The organism is Streptomyces sp. NPDC048514 (assembly GCF_043199955.1).
GTDB lineage: Bacteria > Actinomycetota > Actinomycetes > Streptomycetales > Streptomycetaceae > Streptomyces.
Genome location: NZ_JBICWT010000019.1, coordinates 18079 through 34504 on the forward strand (window position 1 = coordinate 18079; position 16426 = coordinate 34504).

General features: G+C 71.5%; 12 protein-coding genes and 1 pseudogene. 5 read left to right on the forward strand and 8 right to left on the reverse strand.

All coding sequences use genetic code 11. The features are described 5' to 3' along the window. The first annotated feature begins 9 nt into the window (after positions 1 to 9). The 4 genes from ACGFT2_RS33500 to ACGFT2_RS33515 all read left to right on the forward strand — a co-directional run bounded on the left by ACGFT2_RS33500 (position 10) and on the right by ACGFT2_RS33515 (position 4837). A complete protein-coding gene (locus tag ACGFT2_RS33500; protein ID WP_393285954.1) occupies positions 10 to 1221 on the forward strand; it encodes a KamA family radical SAM protein in 1212 nt (403 codons plus the stop codon). A 268-nt stretch (positions 1222 to 1489) separates the two neighbouring features. Continuing rightward, positions 1490 to 2743 carry an MFS transporter gene (locus tag ACGFT2_RS33505; RefSeq protein ID WP_393285957.1) on the forward strand — a complete coding sequence of 418 codons (1254 nt, stop codon included), beginning with the start codon at positions 1490 to 1492 and terminating at the stop codon, positions 2741 to 2743. A gap of 52 nt (positions 2744 to 2795) precedes the next feature. Then, positions 2796 to 3665 (forward strand): dimethylargininase, encoded by an 870-nt coding sequence (gene ddaH, locus ACGFT2_RS33510; protein WP_393285960.1) that lies wholly within the window; start codon positions 2796 to 2798, stop codon positions 3663 to 3665. 173 nt (positions 3666 to 3838) lie between these two features. Continuing rightward, the gene (locus ACGFT2_RS33515) at positions 3839 to 4837 is read left to right on the forward strand and encodes a CinY protein (protein WP_393285963.1); all 999 of its coding nucleotides are present in this window, start codon (positions 3839 to 3841) and stop codon (positions 4835 to 4837) included. Positions 4838 to 4936: 99 nt separating this feature from the next. On the opposite strand, the pseudogene ACGFT2_RS33520 reads toward ACGFT2_RS33515, so the two are convergent. Together ACGFT2_RS33520 and ACGFT2_RS33525 are read right to left on the reverse strand one after the other, a co-directional pair. Then, positions 4937 to 5199, reverse strand: a pseudogene (locus ACGFT2_RS33520) (GNAT family N-acetyltransferase). Between the two features lie 230 nt (positions 5200 to 5429). After that, entirely contained in the window at positions 5430 to 6230 is an 801-nt protein-coding gene (locus tag ACGFT2_RS33525; protein WP_393285966.1) for a GNAT family N-acetyltransferase, read from the reverse strand. A 621-nt stretch (positions 6231 to 6851) separates the two neighbouring features. Here ACGFT2_RS33525 and ACGFT2_RS33530 point away from each other — a divergent pair. After that, positions 6852 to 7397 (forward strand): EF-hand domain-containing protein, encoded by a 546-nt coding sequence (locus ACGFT2_RS33530; RefSeq protein WP_393285969.1) that lies wholly within the window; start codon positions 6852 to 6854, stop codon positions 7395 to 7397. Between the two features lie 237 nt (positions 7398 to 7634). Here the strand turns inward: ACGFT2_RS33530 and ACGFT2_RS33535 are convergent, their stop codons facing one another. The 6 genes from ACGFT2_RS33535 to ACGFT2_RS33560 form a co-directional block, all read right to left on the reverse strand. Then, a complete protein-coding gene (locus tag ACGFT2_RS33535) occupies positions 7635 to 8330 on the reverse strand; it encodes a glycerophosphodiester phosphodiesterase (RefSeq protein WP_393285972.1) in 696 nt (231 codons plus the stop codon). Positions 8331 to 8777: 447 nt separating this feature from the next. Continuing rightward, entirely contained in the window at positions 8778 to 11363 is a 2586-nt protein-coding gene (locus tag ACGFT2_RS33540; protein WP_393285975.1) for an acyl-CoA reductase, read from the reverse strand. 41 nt (positions 11364 to 11404) lie between these two features. Next, entirely contained in the window at positions 11405 to 12571 is a 1167-nt protein-coding gene (locus ACGFT2_RS33545; protein WP_393285977.1) for an acyl-protein synthase, read from the reverse strand. Then, on the reverse strand, positions 12568 to 13857 hold the full coding sequence (locus ACGFT2_RS33550; RefSeq protein ID WP_393285979.1) for a GNAT family N-acetyltransferase: 1290 nt from the start codon (positions 13855 to 13857) through the stop codon (positions 12568 to 12570). The genes ACGFT2_RS33545 and ACGFT2_RS33550 overlap by 4 nt, the downstream gene beginning before the upstream one ends. Then, entirely contained in the window at positions 13854 to 15161 is a 1308-nt protein-coding gene (locus tag ACGFT2_RS33555) for an MFS transporter (RefSeq protein ID WP_393285981.1), read from the reverse strand. Before ACGFT2_RS33555 ends, ACGFT2_RS33550 begins: the two co-directional genes overlap by 4 nt. Next, positions 15158 to 16420: a phenylacetate--CoA ligase family protein gene (locus tag ACGFT2_RS33560; protein ID WP_393285984.1), complete on the reverse strand. Its 1263-nt coding sequence runs from the start codon at positions 16418 to 16420 to the stop codon at positions 15158 to 15160. Before ACGFT2_RS33560 ends, ACGFT2_RS33555 begins: the two co-directional genes overlap by 4 nt. Between the last annotated feature and the right edge of the window lie 6 nt (positions 16421 to 16426).

Below are 16426 nucleotides of genomic sequence, written 5' to 3' on the forward strand. Positions count from 1 at the left end.
GACCGTGGCATGCCGCAGGAGTACCTGCACGACCTGCGGGTGGTGTCCTCCATCCTGCCGTTCAAGGTCAACGAGTACGTCGTCGACGAACTCATCGACTGGTCCGCCGCCCCGGACGACCCGATCTTCCGCCTCACTTTCCCGCACCGCGACATGCTCCCGCCCGACATCTACGACAGCATGTCCGCCCTGCACCGGACGGCTGCTTCGCCGGAGGTGATCCGCAAGGCCGCCCGGGAGATCCACGACCGCCTCAATCCGAACCCCGGCGCACAGTTGGAGGCGAACGTCCCCCTCCACGAGGAGCACCCGCTGGACGGCGTACAGCACAAGTACGCCGAAACGGTCCTGGTGTTCCCCGCCCAGGGACAGACCTGCCACTCCTACTGCGGCTACTGCTTCCGCTGGTCCCAGTTCGTCGGCAACGCCGACCTGCGGCAGTCCGCCCCGGACGTGTCCCGCATCGTGTCGTACCTCGCCGGGCAGTCCTCGGTCACCGATGTCCTGTTCACCGGCGGCGACCCCATGATCATGAGTGCCGCGGTGCTGGACCGGTGGGTCACCCCCCTGCTCACCCCGGCGCTGGAGCACATCCGGACGATCCGGTTCGGCACCAAGGCGCTGTCCTACTGGCCGTACCGCTTCACCACCGACCGGGACGCCGACGACGTGCTCAGACTGTTCGAGCGCATCGTGGCCGGCGGCCGGCACGCGGCCGTGATGGCCCACTTCTCCCACCCCCGGGAACTGGACAACCCGGCGGTGCGGGAGGCGATCCGGCGCATCCGCGACACCGGTGCCGTGATCCGGGCCCAGGCCCCGCTCATCGCGCACGTCAACGACCGGCCCGAGGACTGGGCCGTCATGTGGCAGCGGCTGGTGGAACTCGGCGTGGTGCCGTACTACATGTTCGTCGAACGGGACACGGGCGCCCGCAGCTACTTCGGCGTTCCGCTGAGCCGCGCCCTGCGGATCTACACCGACGCCGTCCGCAGCGTCTCCGGTCTCGCCCGGTCCGCCCGTGGCCCGGTGATGTCCGCCACCCCGGGCAAGGTGCTCGTCGACGGCGTCGTGGACATCGGCGGCACCGAGGTGTTCAGCCTGCGGATGCTGCAGGCCCGTGACGCCCGTCTGGTGGGCCGGCAGTTCTTCGCCCAGCACGATCCCGACGCCGTATGGCTCGACGACCTGCGCCCGGCAGCCGGCTCGTGGTGGCCGTGACGACTCACCCGCCACCCCGCCCCTGCGGCATCCCTCCCTCCCACCACCCCGCTCGGCCGGCACCGGCGCTCCCGGCACTCCGCTCTGCCCGCAGCGCGTCCCCACCGCCATGGCGACGGGCCGCGCGGCCCGCCGTCCGTCCGCTCGGCCAAGCGCCGAACACCCCGTACGCCGAACACCCCGTACGGCGGCCCGCCGTCCGTCCGCTCGGCCAAGCGCCGAACACCCCGTACACACCGCCCGAACCACCGCTCCTGGAGGACAACCGATGTCGTCGACCACCGAGGACGCCGACGCCGACGCCGGCCCTGAAGCCGAGGGGCGGCCGAGTCTGTGGCGCAACCGCGAGTTCAACCTGCTCTGGGTCAGTCAGTCCCTGTCCGACGTGGGCACCGCCATGGCCAATCTGGCCCTGCCCCTGCTCGTGCTGCAGCTGACCCGGTCACCGGCTCAGGCCGGCGCCGTCGGCACCGTCGGTCTGCTGGTCTCCCTCGCCTGCCGGCTGCCGGCCGGTGTACTTGCCGACCGGCTCGACCGGCGCCGCGTCATGATCGTATGTGACCTGCTCCGGCTCCTCGCCTATGGCGCACTGTGCGGCGCGGTCGCGGTCGGCGCCGCGGGCATCACGCTGGTGCTCGGCGTGGTCGTCGTCGGCGCCGCGGCCAACGCCCTGTTCAGCACCGCCGAACACGCCGCCGTGCGCGCCCTGGTCGCGCCGGCCCAGCTGTCCACCGCGGTCGCCCGCAACGAGGCGCGCGCGTACGGCACGTCACTGGCCGGACCGCCGCTGGGAGGCCTGCTCTTCGCACTGGGACGGTCGTGGCCGTTCCTCGGCAACGCGGTGAGCCACCTGCTGTCGCTGGCTGCCGTCGTGTGCATCCGCACCCCCCTGCAGCGGCCGCGCGCGGTGCCGACCGAATCCGGACGGGCCGCCGGAGCCGAGGGCGTGCGGTTCGTCCTGAACAACCCCTTCCTGCGCGCCCTGCTGCTGATCGCCGCCCCGCTCAACATGGCCTTCACCGGGATGCTGTTCGCCATCGTCGTCTCCCTGCAACGCGCCGGAACACCGTCGTTCGTCGTCGGCCTGGCCAGCATGATCTTCGGCCTCGGTGGCTTCCTCGGTGCCTTCGCCGCCCCGGCGCTGCAACGCCAACTGCCCCTGCCCCGGCTTCTTCTGGTGCTGTGCTGGGCCACCACCGGGCTGATGGCGGTGAGTGCCCTGTTCGCCACCAGCGTGCTGGCCGCGGTACCGCTGGCGCTGGCGGTCTTCCTCGGGCCCACCGCCAACGCCGCCCTGTTCGGCTACCAGGCGGCCATCACCCCGGACCACCTCCAGGGACGTGTGATCAGCGTCATCCTGCTCGTCGCCACGTCGGCGGCCGCCCTCGCACCCGGACTGGCCGGCCTGCTCCTGGCACACCTCTCCGGCACGACCACGATGCTTGTCTTCGCCCTGATCGTCGCGGTGTCCGCGTGCGCGGCCACCTTCAGCACCGGCATCAGGACGATGCCCGACCACTGACCTTCACCCGGCCGCCCGCCGGCCGGCAGGCCCCGCAACCGCGCCCCGAGCCGTGCCCGAGTGCGCCCGTGCCACCGAAGAGACACCAGCAGAGAGGCCCCCTCCCATGCCCGAACGCGTTGCCCGACGGCGCCGGTACGTGATGTGCCGGCCCGAACACTTCGACGTCACCTATGCCATCAACCCGTGGATGAACACGGGCAAACCCGTGGACACGCCCCTGGCCGTGGCACAGTGGGAACGCCTGCGTACGGTGCTCCGGGAGAGCGGCCACCACGTCACGCTGATCGATCCGGTGCCCGGACTGCCCGACATGGTCTACGCCGCCAACGGCGCCCTGGTCATCGACGGCAAGGTGCTGGGCGCGAGATTCCGGCACGCCGAGCGGGCCGCCGAAGGGGACGCCTATCTGCGCTGGTTCCGCAGGCAGGGCTTTCTCGCGGCGGAGAGCCGGAACATCAACGAGGGCGAGGGCGACTTCCTCCTCACCGGCACCTATGTGCTCGGGGCCCACGGCTTCCGCAGCGAGACCGGAAGTCTCCAGGAGGTCCAGGAGTACTTCGGCCGTCCGGTGATCGGCCTCGAACTGGTCGACCCGGACTACTACCACCTGGACACCGCCCTCGCGGTACTGGACCACGACGAAGTCATGTACTACCCGGAGGCGTTCAGCCCCGGCAGCCGAGAGGTGCTGCGCCGGCTGTTCCCCGGCGCCATCGAGGCGGACGCCGCCGACGCGCAGGTCTTCGGGCTCAACGCGGTCAGCGACGGCCACCGGGTCTTCCTCCCCGAGGCGGCCGCCGGACTCGCGGCGAGGCTGCGGACCCGCGGGTTCGAACCCGTGGGGGTGGACCTGTCGGAACTGCTCAAGGGCGGCGGCAGCGTGAAGTGCTGCACGCTGGAGGTCAGGACGGAGCGATGAAGTAGCGACTACCCGTCCGGTCCTCCGGACGTGTGTGATGCTCCACCCACCAACCCATCAACCCCCCACGTGACGAAGCCGGTTCGCGCGTGAATCAGAGACGGGACTCAGACATGCGACCCCATGCAAGGCACTGGAGCGTGCGTGCCGCCGTACTTGCGTCGACTCTCACCATGGTATCCGGGACACTGGCTCCCGGCCTGGCCGTCGCTTCCGGTGAGAAGGCCGAAAGCGTACAAGCCGGCACGCGACCCCCCAACGGATTCGGCACGATCAACGGATTCGGGCAGTCCGCCGAACACGAGAAGATCACCCGCGCCGCCCTCGCCTGCCACGGGGGAGAGCCCGCGAACGCGTGCTTCCAGCCGGTCTCCCTGAACCAACTGGCAGGTGGCTCCGGGACCTTCGGGGCAGTCGGCTCCCCCGACTCCGACCAGACACTCACCGGGGCGGCCCACTGCGACGGCGCCGACTTCCTCGACGTACCCGGTTACCCCCAGACCCGGGCGCAGGCCACGGCCGCCCTCCTCTCCTGCGTCTCCCATCTGAGATCGGAGTTCGCGACCGGAGTGGACAAGGCGCAGGGGGTGCTCTCGGCCGGAAAGGTGCTCCCCGGTGAGGTCGACCTCTCCTCGAGCTGTACCTTCACCCTCGGCGTGCCCGGCCGGGCGAAGTGCAACGCGATAGAGGGATTCGGCAGGGCCCTGCACGGCATCCAGGACTTCTACGCGCACAGCAACTGGACCGACGCAGCCGACCCCGCCCGACCGGTCGGCGTCGAGAACCCTCCCGGGCTGCGGCAGTCCGGCCCGGCACCCTTCCTGCGCCTGAACGCCCCCGCTCCCACGGCATCCGACATCCCCCGGCGACTGGGCACGGAGTGCTACACCCTCGCCCCCTTCGGCTGGGGCTGCGGCGGGCGGGTGACACACGACGTCGTCAACAAGGACACCGGAACCATCGACCCGACGACCGGCGCGACCTCGGCCCCCACCACCCCCCGGGGCAAGGTCGCCGGAAACTTCGACCACGCCGTCCAGGCGGCCATCCTCGACACCCGAACTCAGTGGAAGGGATTCCAGGACGCGCTCACCGCCACCTACGGCAGCGTCCAAGGCGGCCGCCTCGCCTGCGTCATCACGCACGACGACCCGGTACACGCCTGCGCGTGAGCACCGCCGGTTCCGGATGGCGAACACCAACCGGGTCAGGGTGCGTTCGCGGAACTGAACAAGGACGGCTACGCGGACCTGATCGGCCCGTGACGGCGGTCATCTCACCGATGGACGAGGATGGGTGGCCCAGTACTCGGCGGCGGTGAGACCCACGAGTACTACGTCGTGGTAGCTGCCGGCGAAGTATTCGTGCTGTCGAAGCCGCCCCTCCTCGACGAAGCCGAGCTTGCGGAAGAGGGCGAGGGATGCGTCGTTGAAGGCACATCGACAGTGTGCCGCGCAAGATCGCGGAAGCCTTGCCAGTCCGCCGGCTCGACGCCCCGCAGTCGCAGTCTCTCACCGGTCCACAGCTCACCCATGGCGCCCTCTCGTTCCGTCGGCTGCGGAGGCCGCAGGCCTCCGAACGGCAGACGATATCGCCGGCACGCGACGGTGCCTTGATGAGTAGACGGAGAACGTCCCGGCGAATCATCCGGTCATGGCATCGACTCAGTGCGAAGACGGGCCGACTGCTTGGCCGCCGCAACAAAGCCACCGCCGCGTGCGGGGCCGGCGTGGGGACGCGGCGAAGGCCCGTCCCACGGCTCGATCAGAGTCCCGGAACGTGTTCGGAGCCGGTGAGCCGCGGGTCCAGGATGCGATGGAGTCGGTAGGCGACAGGCCGGAACCCCCGGCGGGGCCAGAAGACGGACGAGAGGGGATTCGCCGCCCGCCAGTCGGTGACGCAGACGGTGAATCCCCGGTGCGCGGCGTCCGCCAGCGCCCACGCGGCCAGCCGGCTCCCGACCCCCGTGCCGCGAGCGTGCGGTGCCGTCGAGGCCAGAAGAAGTTCGACCGATCCCTCGGGCTTGAGGATCGAGGACTCGGCGTCGGGAACGGGGCGCATGACGACGAAACCGTCGATGCCCTCCGGCCCTTCGGACACCCAGTAGGCCACGGCCGGATCGTTCAACAGCTCCAGGTGGCCGGACCGCAGGATGTCCCACATCGGCCGGTCGGTGAAAGCGAACACCGGTGGAGCCGCATGTGCCTCGTTGATCAGACCGAGCAGCGGCTCCAGGGCGTCGATATCAGCGGGACCCGCCTGACGGACATCGTGCGGTACCTCCGCCGATGTCTTCGCGGGAATGTCCATGATCGCGTGGACCTGCTCGTGCGGGAACCCGAGCGCCAGCCACACCCCGAGATCGGCGGCGGGAGCCACCGTGTAGTGATGCAGGCGTCCGTCGGCAAGCCACTGACCCGACAGGTCGGCGTACAACCGGTGCAGGACCACCGGACCCGCGTCCAGCGCATACGCGGCGTCCTGCGGCTGCGTCCAGCAATGGCGGCCTCGCTGCCCGTCCCCGGTCCGGGTCAGCAGGTAGCCGACCACCGCGCCTCCCCGCATCGCGACCGCACCACGAGCCCCGTCCTTCCATCCCTGTTCCAGCAGGGCTCCGCACTCTTCCCGGATGCTGAAACGGCTGCCGAGCGCCGGATCGAGGGCGACATCACGCTGATGCCGAGCGGCGAGAAGTTCTGCCGCGGGCCCCACATGAGCCGACCCGAACGTTTCGATCACCACGGCAGCGCCGCCGGAATCAACAGAAGAATCGGACAAATCAATTCACCTTGCAGGAGAGTCGCGATGTGCCATGCATGCTTGCACGAATCGTCCAGCGTCACTGCAGTAGGCGCTACTCTCCCTTTCGCATCGAGACTGGAAACGGCGCAGTGCTCCCAGCACGTCGACGGGCGTTGTGCCGCAGGCAGGAGAAGGCGGCTACGCGGTCGACGGGGACGGCAGCGCGCCGCCGGCGTGCGGCGCCCGGGATGCCGGCGGTACGGCGAAGGCCCGGGACGAGGTCGCGCGTCGCCCTTGTGGCCGGACCGTGGCTGCCAAACGGGGCGTGCGATGCATCGGGGGGATGCGCGGGGGGCCTGGCCTGTTCTTCCGCGTCACCGAGCGCCGTTGGGATGCCGCCTCCCGCGGGCAGGATCACCGGGACCCCGACGGAAAGGGCCGGCCGTGGCAAGTGAGTTCCAGCGCGACAAGCTCCTCAACATGTTCCGCGCGTTCGATGCCGACGACAACGGCTACCTCGACCAGCGCGACTTCCAGGCCCTGGCGGAACGCTGGAAGGGCCTGCCCCGGGTGCGTCCGGGATCCGAACTGGCCGCACAGGTGGACACGGTCATGCTGGGCTGGTGGGACCACCTGGCGGCCCAGGCGGACACGAACAAGGACGGCAAGGTCGACCTGGACGAGGTCCTCGCCATGGTGGACCGGCTGCCCACGATGCTCGAGGTCGTCGCCGCGACCGCCCGGACCATCTTCGACGCCGTCGACGAGAACGGCGACGGCCGTATCTCCCCGGACGAGCACCAGCGGCTGATCGACACCTGGCATGGCGCGAGCGTCGACGTCACCGGCCTCTTCGACCACCTCGACCAGGACGGGGACGGTTACCTCAGCCGCTCCGAGTTCACCGAGCTGTGGATCCAGTTCTGGATCAGCGACGACCCGGCCGAACCGGGCAACCAACTGTGCGGCCCGGTGCCGACCCGCACCTGAGAACCAGGCCCGGCCTTCGCGGAGGGCGCTGCGGCCGGGGGAGCTGCGGCAGGGAAGCGGTCTCGTCTCGATGCGGGGGGCGTGGCACAGGTGTACCTGCGGGAGGCCGCAGGATTGACGGTCGAGATCCGCCGCGCCCGCCGTCGAAGGCCTGACGGGCGGATCCGGGCGGGATACGGCAGCACCAATCGCCGGGGCGACCGTACGGGAGGCCGTCTTGGCCCCGTCGCTCTGCGGTCAGGCCGTGGCCTCGACCAGGCGCTTCATGCCGGGCTGGTCGGTCACGCAACCCACCAGGCCGAGCGTCCGGGCCAGCGTCAGGTCACGCTCGTCGTTGACGGTCCAGGCCATCACGTCGATGCCGGCGTCGGCGCACTTCTCCACGATGGCCCGGTTCAGCTGGCGCAGCTCCACGCTGACCAGGGTGGAACCGGCCTTCTCGGCGCGGCCGACGAAGGTGTCGCGGTGCGCGCCGGCACCGGCCACCAGCACGGTGCGCGCCTCCGGCAGCAGATGGTGGATTTCGATCAGCGCCTCGTCGTGGAACGACAGCACCGAGACCCGTCCCAGCAGATCGCGGTCGGTGAGCACGCCGGCCAGGGACCGGGCGGCGGCCACGTCCTTGATCTCGGCCTGGATCGGCAGCGTCGGCCCGACGGCGTCCAGTACCTCCCCGAACGTGGGGATCCGCTCGCCGAGGCCGGCGTCGAGCTTCTTGAGCTGCCACAACTCCTGGGCGGCGATCGGACCCGAGCCGTCCGTCGTGCGGTCCAGGTTCTCGTCGTGCATGACGACCAACTCGCCGTCCTTGCTCAGGTGCAGGTCCAGCTCGATGCCGTCCAGTCCCTCCCGCTCCGCCCTCAGGAAGGAGCGCACGGTGTTCTCCGGCTCGGCGGCCATGACACCGCGGTGGCCGATGGTGAAGAAAGACACTGGCTTGCCATCCTTGAATGTAGTGGTCCGGGGCAGCCGCACGAGCGCAGTGCCCCCGCCGGAGCGCCCAAGCGTAATGGGCCCGTCCGGCCGCGGTAGGACCGCCCGGACCGGCCGCGGACGGTGAGCGAGTCTCCAGGCCCGTCGTCGACGAGGAACGCGGTGATCGGTGGAAGTGGTGCGGGGACGATACGGCGGGTACCGTCGCCACCGGATACCGCTTGCGGCCGCTCATGCCGGTTCGCGAACCCGGACGCCGACGTCCTGCTCACCGTCGCCGATGCGGTACGGCACCGGCGACCGGTCTCGATCGGATACACCGACCGTGGAACGGCACATCCAGGGGATCACCGTTCCGCAGCCGTTGCCGCAGCCCCCGATGGGTGCCGTTCTGCGGCACGAGCGGCCTCAGCCTGGGCGGTGTCGTGCGCTGCCGGGGCGTTCCGGTCAGCGCAGGTCGATGACGGTGCGCAGTTTGCCGCTGGTCGTGGTGCGTTCGAACGCCTCCCGGGCGATTGTCTGTACGGTGAGGTTCAGCAGGTCTTCGGCCTGTGCGTCCGCGAGCTCGGTGACCGCGGAGGTCAGTGCCGTCCGCGCGGCCTCCGGGTGGGGTGCGTATTCCTCGTCGAGACGGACGGTCAGTGACTCCCGGCCGGTGCCGGGGGCGACCACCATCTGCACCTCGCCGTGGTAGGCGAGCCGGTCCTGCAACGCCCGTGCCACACGCCGGTAGTTGATGAAGTAGGTGCCGACGCGTACGACGTCTCCGTAGCGACCCAGCAGTTCCAGGCGGGGGACGTGGCTGCCGCAGGCGCAGGGGCCCTCGACGGCCCGCCCGAGGTCGCCGATCTCGTAGCGTTCCAGTCGCTGGCCGGCTCGTGTCCGTGAGGAGAACACCAGCCGCCCCGTCTCGCCCGGGGCCACCGGGGTGTCCTCGAGCGGGTCGAGGATCTCCAGGGTGTGCAGGTCGGTCAGGACGTGGTGGACCGACCCGTCCGAGGAGTCGCACTGGTAGCCCAGCGGTCCCAGATCGGTGCTGCCGTAGGCCGCGGAACGAATGACCTCCACCCCGAACTCCTCGGTCAGGATCCGGCGTTGTTCCTGCGTGAAGTGTTCGCCGCCGTAGAAGATCTTGCGCAGGCCGCCGTAGGCACGCAGCCGGCCGGCTTCGGCGTGGAGCAGCTGCCACAGGTAGGACGGCATGCCGAACAGGGTGTCCGCGCCGTGGGTCACCAGTGCCTCGGCGACCGCGGCGTGGTCGGGACCGGCGGCGATGGGCAGCTGGGTGGCGTCCAGGCGTTCCAGGATGGAGAAGAAGCTGATGAAACTTCCGTACATCCCGCCGCAGTAGAACAGGTTGGCCGCCCGGTCGTGGGCGGGGTCGAAGCCGGCGGTGAGCAGCCCGTCCGCCGAAGCGCGCATCTGGTTGTCGTAGTCGTCGCAGGTGAACACCGACAGCGCGGGTGCGCCCGTGGTGCCTCCGCTGCGGAAGTACAGATGCGCGTGACGGGGGTCGAGCGTGGTGAGCGCGCGTTGCACACCTTCCTTGCCCAGCAGGGGCCCGTCCGGCGCGGGGGGCAGCACCGGGGGCGCCACCAGGTCGTCAAGACAGGCCGTCGTTCGGAAGGCCGGGTCCGTTGCGCGTACGCTCACGCGGCGGCTGTAGCGCTGCAACGCGTAGACGCCGTCGTGGGGTTCGCCCTCGTAGCTGTCCAGCATGGAGCCGATGGGGGTGACGCGGGTGACGCCCGCGGCGAACACGGCGCGGGACAGGGCGGCCACATCGGCGCGGTCGCCGCCGATGGCCGCGGTCTGCAGGTAGCGGCGCATGGGCCGCAGGGTCGCGGTGATCGCGTGCCGGGGCAGGGGCTTGACCCAGACGCTGCGGTGCAGCGGAGAGGCGTCGAGCGCGGGGCGGATGTCGGCCAGCACTCGCCAGGAGGCGTCCTCGGCGGTGAACACGCGGGTGAGGCCGAGGTGTTGTTCGAGCCGGGCGAGCTGCTGGACGGTGCTGATCTCCGCGCGCTCGGCCGAACCGGGCGGTGGGGCCGGGCGGGCGTCCGACACCTTCGCCAGGTGCTCGGCGAAGCGTCCGGCGAACGCGAACACTTCCTGGGGGTCCTCGGTGTCGAGATAGATCACCTGGGGGCTGGAGCATGCCTGCTGCTCCAGATGACACACGTCCTCGGCGAGCGCGTCGAGCAGCGTGGCGTCCGATGCGGCTCGCTCGGTCAGGTAGGCGAAGGAGATGCGGTGGCCCCACTCGACCACCCGGCAGCCGGGCGGGGCCAGCTCGCCCGCCGTGCGCACCGCGTCCTCGCCGCCCCACACGGCGATCGCGTCCGCCGCCTCGCACAGCGCCTCCAGCCACGCCCGGCGCGAGGAGGCGAAGGGCAGTACGATGACGCGTTCGGCGATCAGCCCGGAGGGGTCGGCCGCGCCGAGCGCGGCGAGCAGGTCGACGGCGAGGGCGGCGTCGGAGCCGGCGTTCGGCTGCGGGGTGTGCGCGCTGCTGGTCTTCAGCACGTTGAGGTTGCCGGCGAGCAGGCCCTCCACGACGCTCAAGGGTGCCACGGCGGCGGCGTTGCCCGGTGCGATGTGCACCAGCAGACCGACCGGTGCCCAGGCCTCGTACACCGTCTCGCGGGCATCCGGCCGGGTCAGCCGCTCCGGACGCGGGCCGCCCAGCTCCCGGCGCACTTTGCGTTCCAGCGCCTGGCGGGAGAGCGCGGCGGCCAGTTCGGCCAGCACGGGTGCGGCGTCCGCGGCGGGCAGATGCCCGGCCAGGCGGCCGTGGAGGGCGGAGGCGGGGTCGGACAGGTCGCGGCTGACGGCGGCGCAGGCGCCGAGGACCACGTCCGTGGGCAGCGGGCGGCCCAGCACCCGGCCGGCCAGTTCGGCCAGCCCGGTGAGCCGGCGGCCCGCCTCGGCGTCGTCGACGAACTCGCCCTGCCACAGGTGTGCCCCGGAGGTGGTCGGGTCGTTCGCCGGATGCGCCAGGGAGGTGGTCAGGTCGTCTCGCGAATGAGCCATGGAGGTGGCCGGGTCTTGTCCCGGGTGAGTTGCGGAGGTGGTCACGACATTCCCTTCATCAGTTCGGCGGCGGCGACCGCGCAGCTGCGGTTGCGGCTCACCCCGGCACGGCCGAGCACGGTGAACCAGTCGGTGGACAGCGGGCAGGGGCACTCCTCGCCCGGGTGCAGCGAGGCGAGGTCGCCCATCACGACGCTCTGCGCCGGAACGGACGTGATGTACGGGCTGACCAGGTGGAGGAACCCGGGCTCGCCGTACGGCAGAGGGCGCAGCGTCCCGGTGTCCCGGACGGCCGCGCGCGACCACACCGGGACGTGCAGCCGGTGGTGGGCGCACTCGACGTACGGGACGCAGTGCTCGACCGAGCCGAAGGTGTCGCGCACCCTGTCCCCCGGGACGCCCAGGCGGTCGGTGACCTCGGCGTAGAACGCGTCCTTGCCGATCTGCCGGTCGGCGTGCCCCTTCCAGCCGCCTCCCAGCACCACCAGTGATCCTTCGGGCAGTTGCAGCGGTGGCAGGCCCATCGCCCGCATCCGCTCCAGGGTGAAGAACAGGAAGGCCGGGAACCCGAGGATGCGTACGGGAACGTCGTCCTGCGCGTATCGCTGGAGCGCCGCGATGCAGCCGTGCACGTCGAACTCGTGGCCGGTGCCGGTGTGCCGCAGCGCGTGCGTGGTGTGCCGGGCCGGGGCGAAGTCGCACAGGTAGTTGTCGGTGAACGAGGTGCCAAGGCGCAGCGACGGGGCGGGTTCGTAGCTGTACAGCAGGTAGTTCACGGGGCCGTCGACGGTGATCCAGCCGTAGTGGTCGAAGATCCGGGCGACCATGCGCTGCGCCGAACGGATCGTCCACTCGTCGAAGAACATCTGCGACTTCTGGCCCGTGGTGCCCGAGGAGGTCAGATGCAGGAAGACGTCGTCGCGGGGGACCGAGAGCACCTCGTGGCGCTTGAAGAAGGCGGCGGGTATCAGCGGGGTGCGCACGCCGTCGCCGACGCTCGGCGCGGGGCACTCGGGCGGGTCCTGCAGCAGGGCGGCGAAGAACGGGGAGCGTGCCGCGTGCCAGGCGTTGCTCTCGGCCATCGCCGCGGCGAACAACGCGTCCGCCGCGGCGCCTTGGGCGTAGGGCGCGGCGAGGTCGCACAGCTGCTGCAGGTGGCCGAGCGCCGCCGGGTCCGGAACGGTGACGGGGGCGAGATGGGGTTTCATCGTGACACCTCGGAAAGGGGCAGGTAGGTGGCGGTCCAGGCGCTCAGGTAGGCACCGAGGTACGGCTGCAGCAGTGGGCTGACGGCTGCCGAGCGGAAGTCGATCTGACGGCTGGTGCGCGAGAGCACCACGTAGTCGTGAAAACGGTCCCGGTCGAGACGCCCTCCCCGGCCGAGGTCGGGGCCGGGGCCGGGCTCGAGACACCGGTCGCGGACCCGGCCCCCGTCGACACGCAGTGCCGGGACACGGTCATGGGCCCCGGCCGGCTCGCCGCCGGTTGCGGGCACGCGACGCATCGCCGGGTAGAGCGCGCTGGGCACGAAGCCCGAGTCGAGGAAGACCTGCAGGGCCTCGGCGTCGGCCAGCGGCAACAGCGCCTCCACGTAGTCCGCGCCGGCCCGGGTGACCGTGGCGATCAGTGTCTCCAGGGCGCCCGCGACCGCGGCCGGGCGCGGGTGGACGGCGACGAGCGCGCAGCTTCCCGCCACCGGGTCGAGGTCGGCGTACGCCTCGAAGCGTCCGTCGGCGGCGACCAGCACCGCGTTCGGCGTGTGCAGCGGGAAGAAGCGGGCGTCGGCCTGCGGGAACAGCTCCAGGAAGCGGCGGCGCACGAAGGCCGGGGCCGCGATCAGCTCGATGTGAGCGCCGCCGGCCCCTTCCTCCGCGCACCCCGAGCGGCGCGGGAGCGGGCCGGGCGTGTCGGTGCGGTCGACGTCGGAGTAGTCGATGCCTACGCCGCTGCCGGCGGCGGACAACAGCGCCGACAGCCGTTCGGGTACGTGCGCCACGGGCGCCCGGTGTTCCAGCACGCCGTCGGCGTAGCGGGCGAACAGGGCGAGGGTCTCGCAGCCGTCGACCTCGACGGCGTTCGGCAGCAGGCCGAGCGGCCGGAAGCCGTTGCGGACGACGACGTGCTGAGGGCCCTCGGTGACCACGCGCACGGTGGCGTACACCGAGTCGAGGCGGCCGGTGGCGAACGCCTCGTCGCAGACCGCGCCGGTCAGCCTCGAGGCCAGGCCGCCGCCGCGGTGGCCCGGGTGTACGGCGAGCCCGACGAGTTTGCCGATGCGGCTGCCCGGTTCGGTCAGGACGACGGCGGAACCGACCAGCACGCCGCCGTCGGTGCGCGCGGTGAGCCAGTGCGCGGTGCCGTCGGCGATCAGCCGGCGCATGACCACGGGGTCGCTGCCGAGCGGCACCGGGTAGCCGTGCCCGTACACCTCGAAGTACAACTGCCGCAGCTCCGCGATGTCCTGGACGCGCGCGGGATGCAGAACGGCGGTCACCGTGCCTCTCCCGCCGGCGTCAGGGGCCGCGTCGACGCCGTGGGCGGCGGTGGCACGGCGCCGTCGGACCGGCCGCCGAGCCACCACAGTGCCAGAGCGACCGGCACCAGGCCCGCACCCTGCGCCACGCACAGCGTGCGGGCCGTCAGGTGGTCGCCCAGCACGCCGAAGACGAGGGAGGACACGGGGAAGGTCGCTCCCAGCAGGGCCTGCATGACGGCGAAGAAGCCCGGCTTGTCGGCGGCGGGCACCAGCCGCTGGAACAGCGCGACGAACCGCACACCGATCACACCGACACACCAGCCGGCGACGGCCATCGAGCCGAGCGCCGGCACGTGTCCGGCGAACAGGCCGGGCCCGGCGAGTGCCGCGGCCATCACGGCGAGACAGGCACTGCCGACCGCGATCGGACGGCCCGGCAGCCGTCCGCCGGTGAACGAGCCGATGAGCGTGCCCGCGCCGAGCGCCGCCTCCAGCGAGGCGACGGTCGAACCGCCCGCGTGCAGCGCCTGCCGGGTGTACAGCGGCATCACGACGTAGACGGCGGTGGTGAAGACGTTGGCGGCGGCGAAGCAGACGAGCACGCGGCGGATGAACGGCAGACCGGTGAGCACCTGTCGCAGCGTCCGCCGGCCCGGTGCCGCCGCTTCCTCCTGTGCCGTGCCGTACGTCGGCCCGGATGAGGGGGCGGCGCCCGGGAAGCGGGCGGAGACGACCAGCAGGGCGGCGACGAGGTACGCGGCGGCGCTGACGGCGACGACGCCGCAGAGGGCGCCCGCGTCGACCACGAGCGGTCCGAGCAGGCCACCGCAGAGCCCGGCGACGGACTGGGTGGACAGCTCGAACCCGGTGGCCGACTCGATGTCGGCGTCGTCGACGAGTTCGGGCACCGACGTGGTCAGACACGGGTCGAAGACGGCCTGGCAGGCGGCCAGGACGAGCCCCACCGCGTAGGCGGCGGCGACGGGCAGCGTCCCGGTGTAGGCGGCGCCGGCCGCCGTGGCGGCGACCGCGCCCGCCAGGGCCGCCGCGCCCGCCAGCACGGAGCGGTGGGGGTACCGAGCGACGACGCGGGCGACCACGGGTGCGAGGGCCACCGCGGGCAGTGTGCTCACCATGAGGAACAGGCCGGATGCGAGCCCGCGATGTGCGCCGCCCGCGAAGCCGACGAGCCACCAGACGACGCCGACCTGGAACATCCGGCTCGCCGCCTGGGTGAGGAGCTGGCCGGCCCAGACCCGGCCGAAGGACGGATTGCGCAGGACGAGGGGGAGACGCCGGGTGGGGGCCGGTGCCGCGCTCACGAGTGCGGCCGTTCGTCGACGACCCGGACGAGCTTGCCCGAACGGGAGTTGACGGTGAGGTCCTGGTGCCGTACCCACTCGACGGTGAGGGGGTTCACATGCCCGGCGGCGGTCGCGTCGGCGTAGAACGGCCGCTGAGCCAGGACGCCTTGGACGACGGAGTCCTCCAGGGTGCGGTGTTCGTCGCCCGGTCGGGCGACGGCGAGCCGCAGCACGAGCCCGTCCCGGCCGTCGTGGCGCCGTACGACGAGCTGCACGCCGCTCACCGTGGCGGACACGTCGGCGGCCGCGACGACTTCGTGTACGTCCTCGGTGTACAGGGAGACCGGGCCGACCCGCACGCCTTCCTCGGCGCGGCCGAGGATGCGGAAGATCCCGGCGTCCCGGTCCACCCACTCGGCCCGGTCGCCCGCCGGATAGCGCAGTACCGGCATCAGCCGTCTGCGCAGGTCGGTGACGACCAGCCGGCCGGGCGCACCGGGATCGAGAAGGGGGTCGTCGCTCTCGTCGTCGAGGATCTCGACCACGGTGTACGGGGTGAACGCGCGGTGCACGCGCGGGTCGCCGCCGGGCACCGCCTCGCCGAGCAGTCCGGCGTCCACGCTGGCATACCCCAGGGAACGCGGCTCGGCGTTCGGGAAAGCCGCCCGCAGCAAAGGGACCTGATCGCCGAACAGGCACTCGCCGCCGAAGAACAGCAGCTCCACGTCGGGCAGGGTGCGGCCGGCCCGGGTGAGGCGCTCGGCGAGGGAGCACAGTGTGGTCGGTGTCCCGGCGACGGCCTGGACGCCGAACTCCTCCAGGGTGGCGGCGGTGGATTCCCAGGGGGTGGCGCCACCGATGGGCAGGCGGACGTTGGCCACGGGGGAGCGGTGCAGGGAGTCGAGGACGAAGCTGAAGCTGGCGTACAGGTCACCGGCGTAGAACAGGTCCGCCACCCGGTGACCGGGCCGTAGCCCGGCACCGACGAGCCCCGCGCCGAACGCGGTGGTGAACTCCCGCCATTCCGTGCGGGTGTAGTAGGAGAACTTCGGCGCCCCCGTCGTGCCGCCGCTGCGGAAGACGACCGCTTCTTCCAAAGGGGCGGTCAACAGCCGGTTGCCGCGCGGTGAATTGGCCCGCCAGAAGTCGGCCTGAGGCACGACCGGAAGATCTGTGAGGTGAGCCACGTGTTCGGGAAGACCGGCGTACAACTCACGGTAGAAAGGCGAGTGGTGGCGAACGAAGCGTATGAGCTCCGTGAATGATTGAACGGGCATCAATTC

Excerpts from the sequence above, each read along its gene's own strand:
- ACGFT2_RS33545 (WP_393285977.1), bottom strand. The coding sequence starts at position 12,571 with ATGAAACCCCATCTCGCCCCCGTCACCGTTCCGGACCCGGCGGCGCTC.
- ACGFT2_RS33515 (WP_393285963.1), top strand. The coding sequence starts at position 3,839 with ATGGTATCCGGGACACTGGCTCCCGGCCTGGCCGTCGCTTCCGGTGAG.
- ACGFT2_RS33525 (WP_393285966.1), bottom strand. The coding sequence starts at position 6,230 with ATGCGGGGAGGCGCGGTGGTCGGCTACCTGCTGACCCGGACCGGGGAC.
- ACGFT2_RS33500 (WP_393285954.1), top strand. The coding sequence starts at position 10 with ATGCCGCAGGAGTACCTGCACGACCTGCGGGTGGTGTCCTCCATCCTG.
- ACGFT2_RS33505 (WP_393285957.1), top strand. The coding sequence starts at position 1,490 with ATGTCGTCGACCACCGAGGACGCCGACGCCGACGCCGGCCCTGAAGCC.
- ACGFT2_RS33540 (WP_393285975.1), bottom strand. The coding sequence starts at position 11,363 with ATGGCTCATTCGCGAGACGACCTGACCACCTCCCTGGCGCATCCGGCG.
- ACGFT2_RS33560 (WP_393285984.1), bottom strand. The coding sequence starts at position 16,420 with ATGCCCGTTCAATCATTCACGGAGCTCATACGCTTCGTTCGCCACCAC.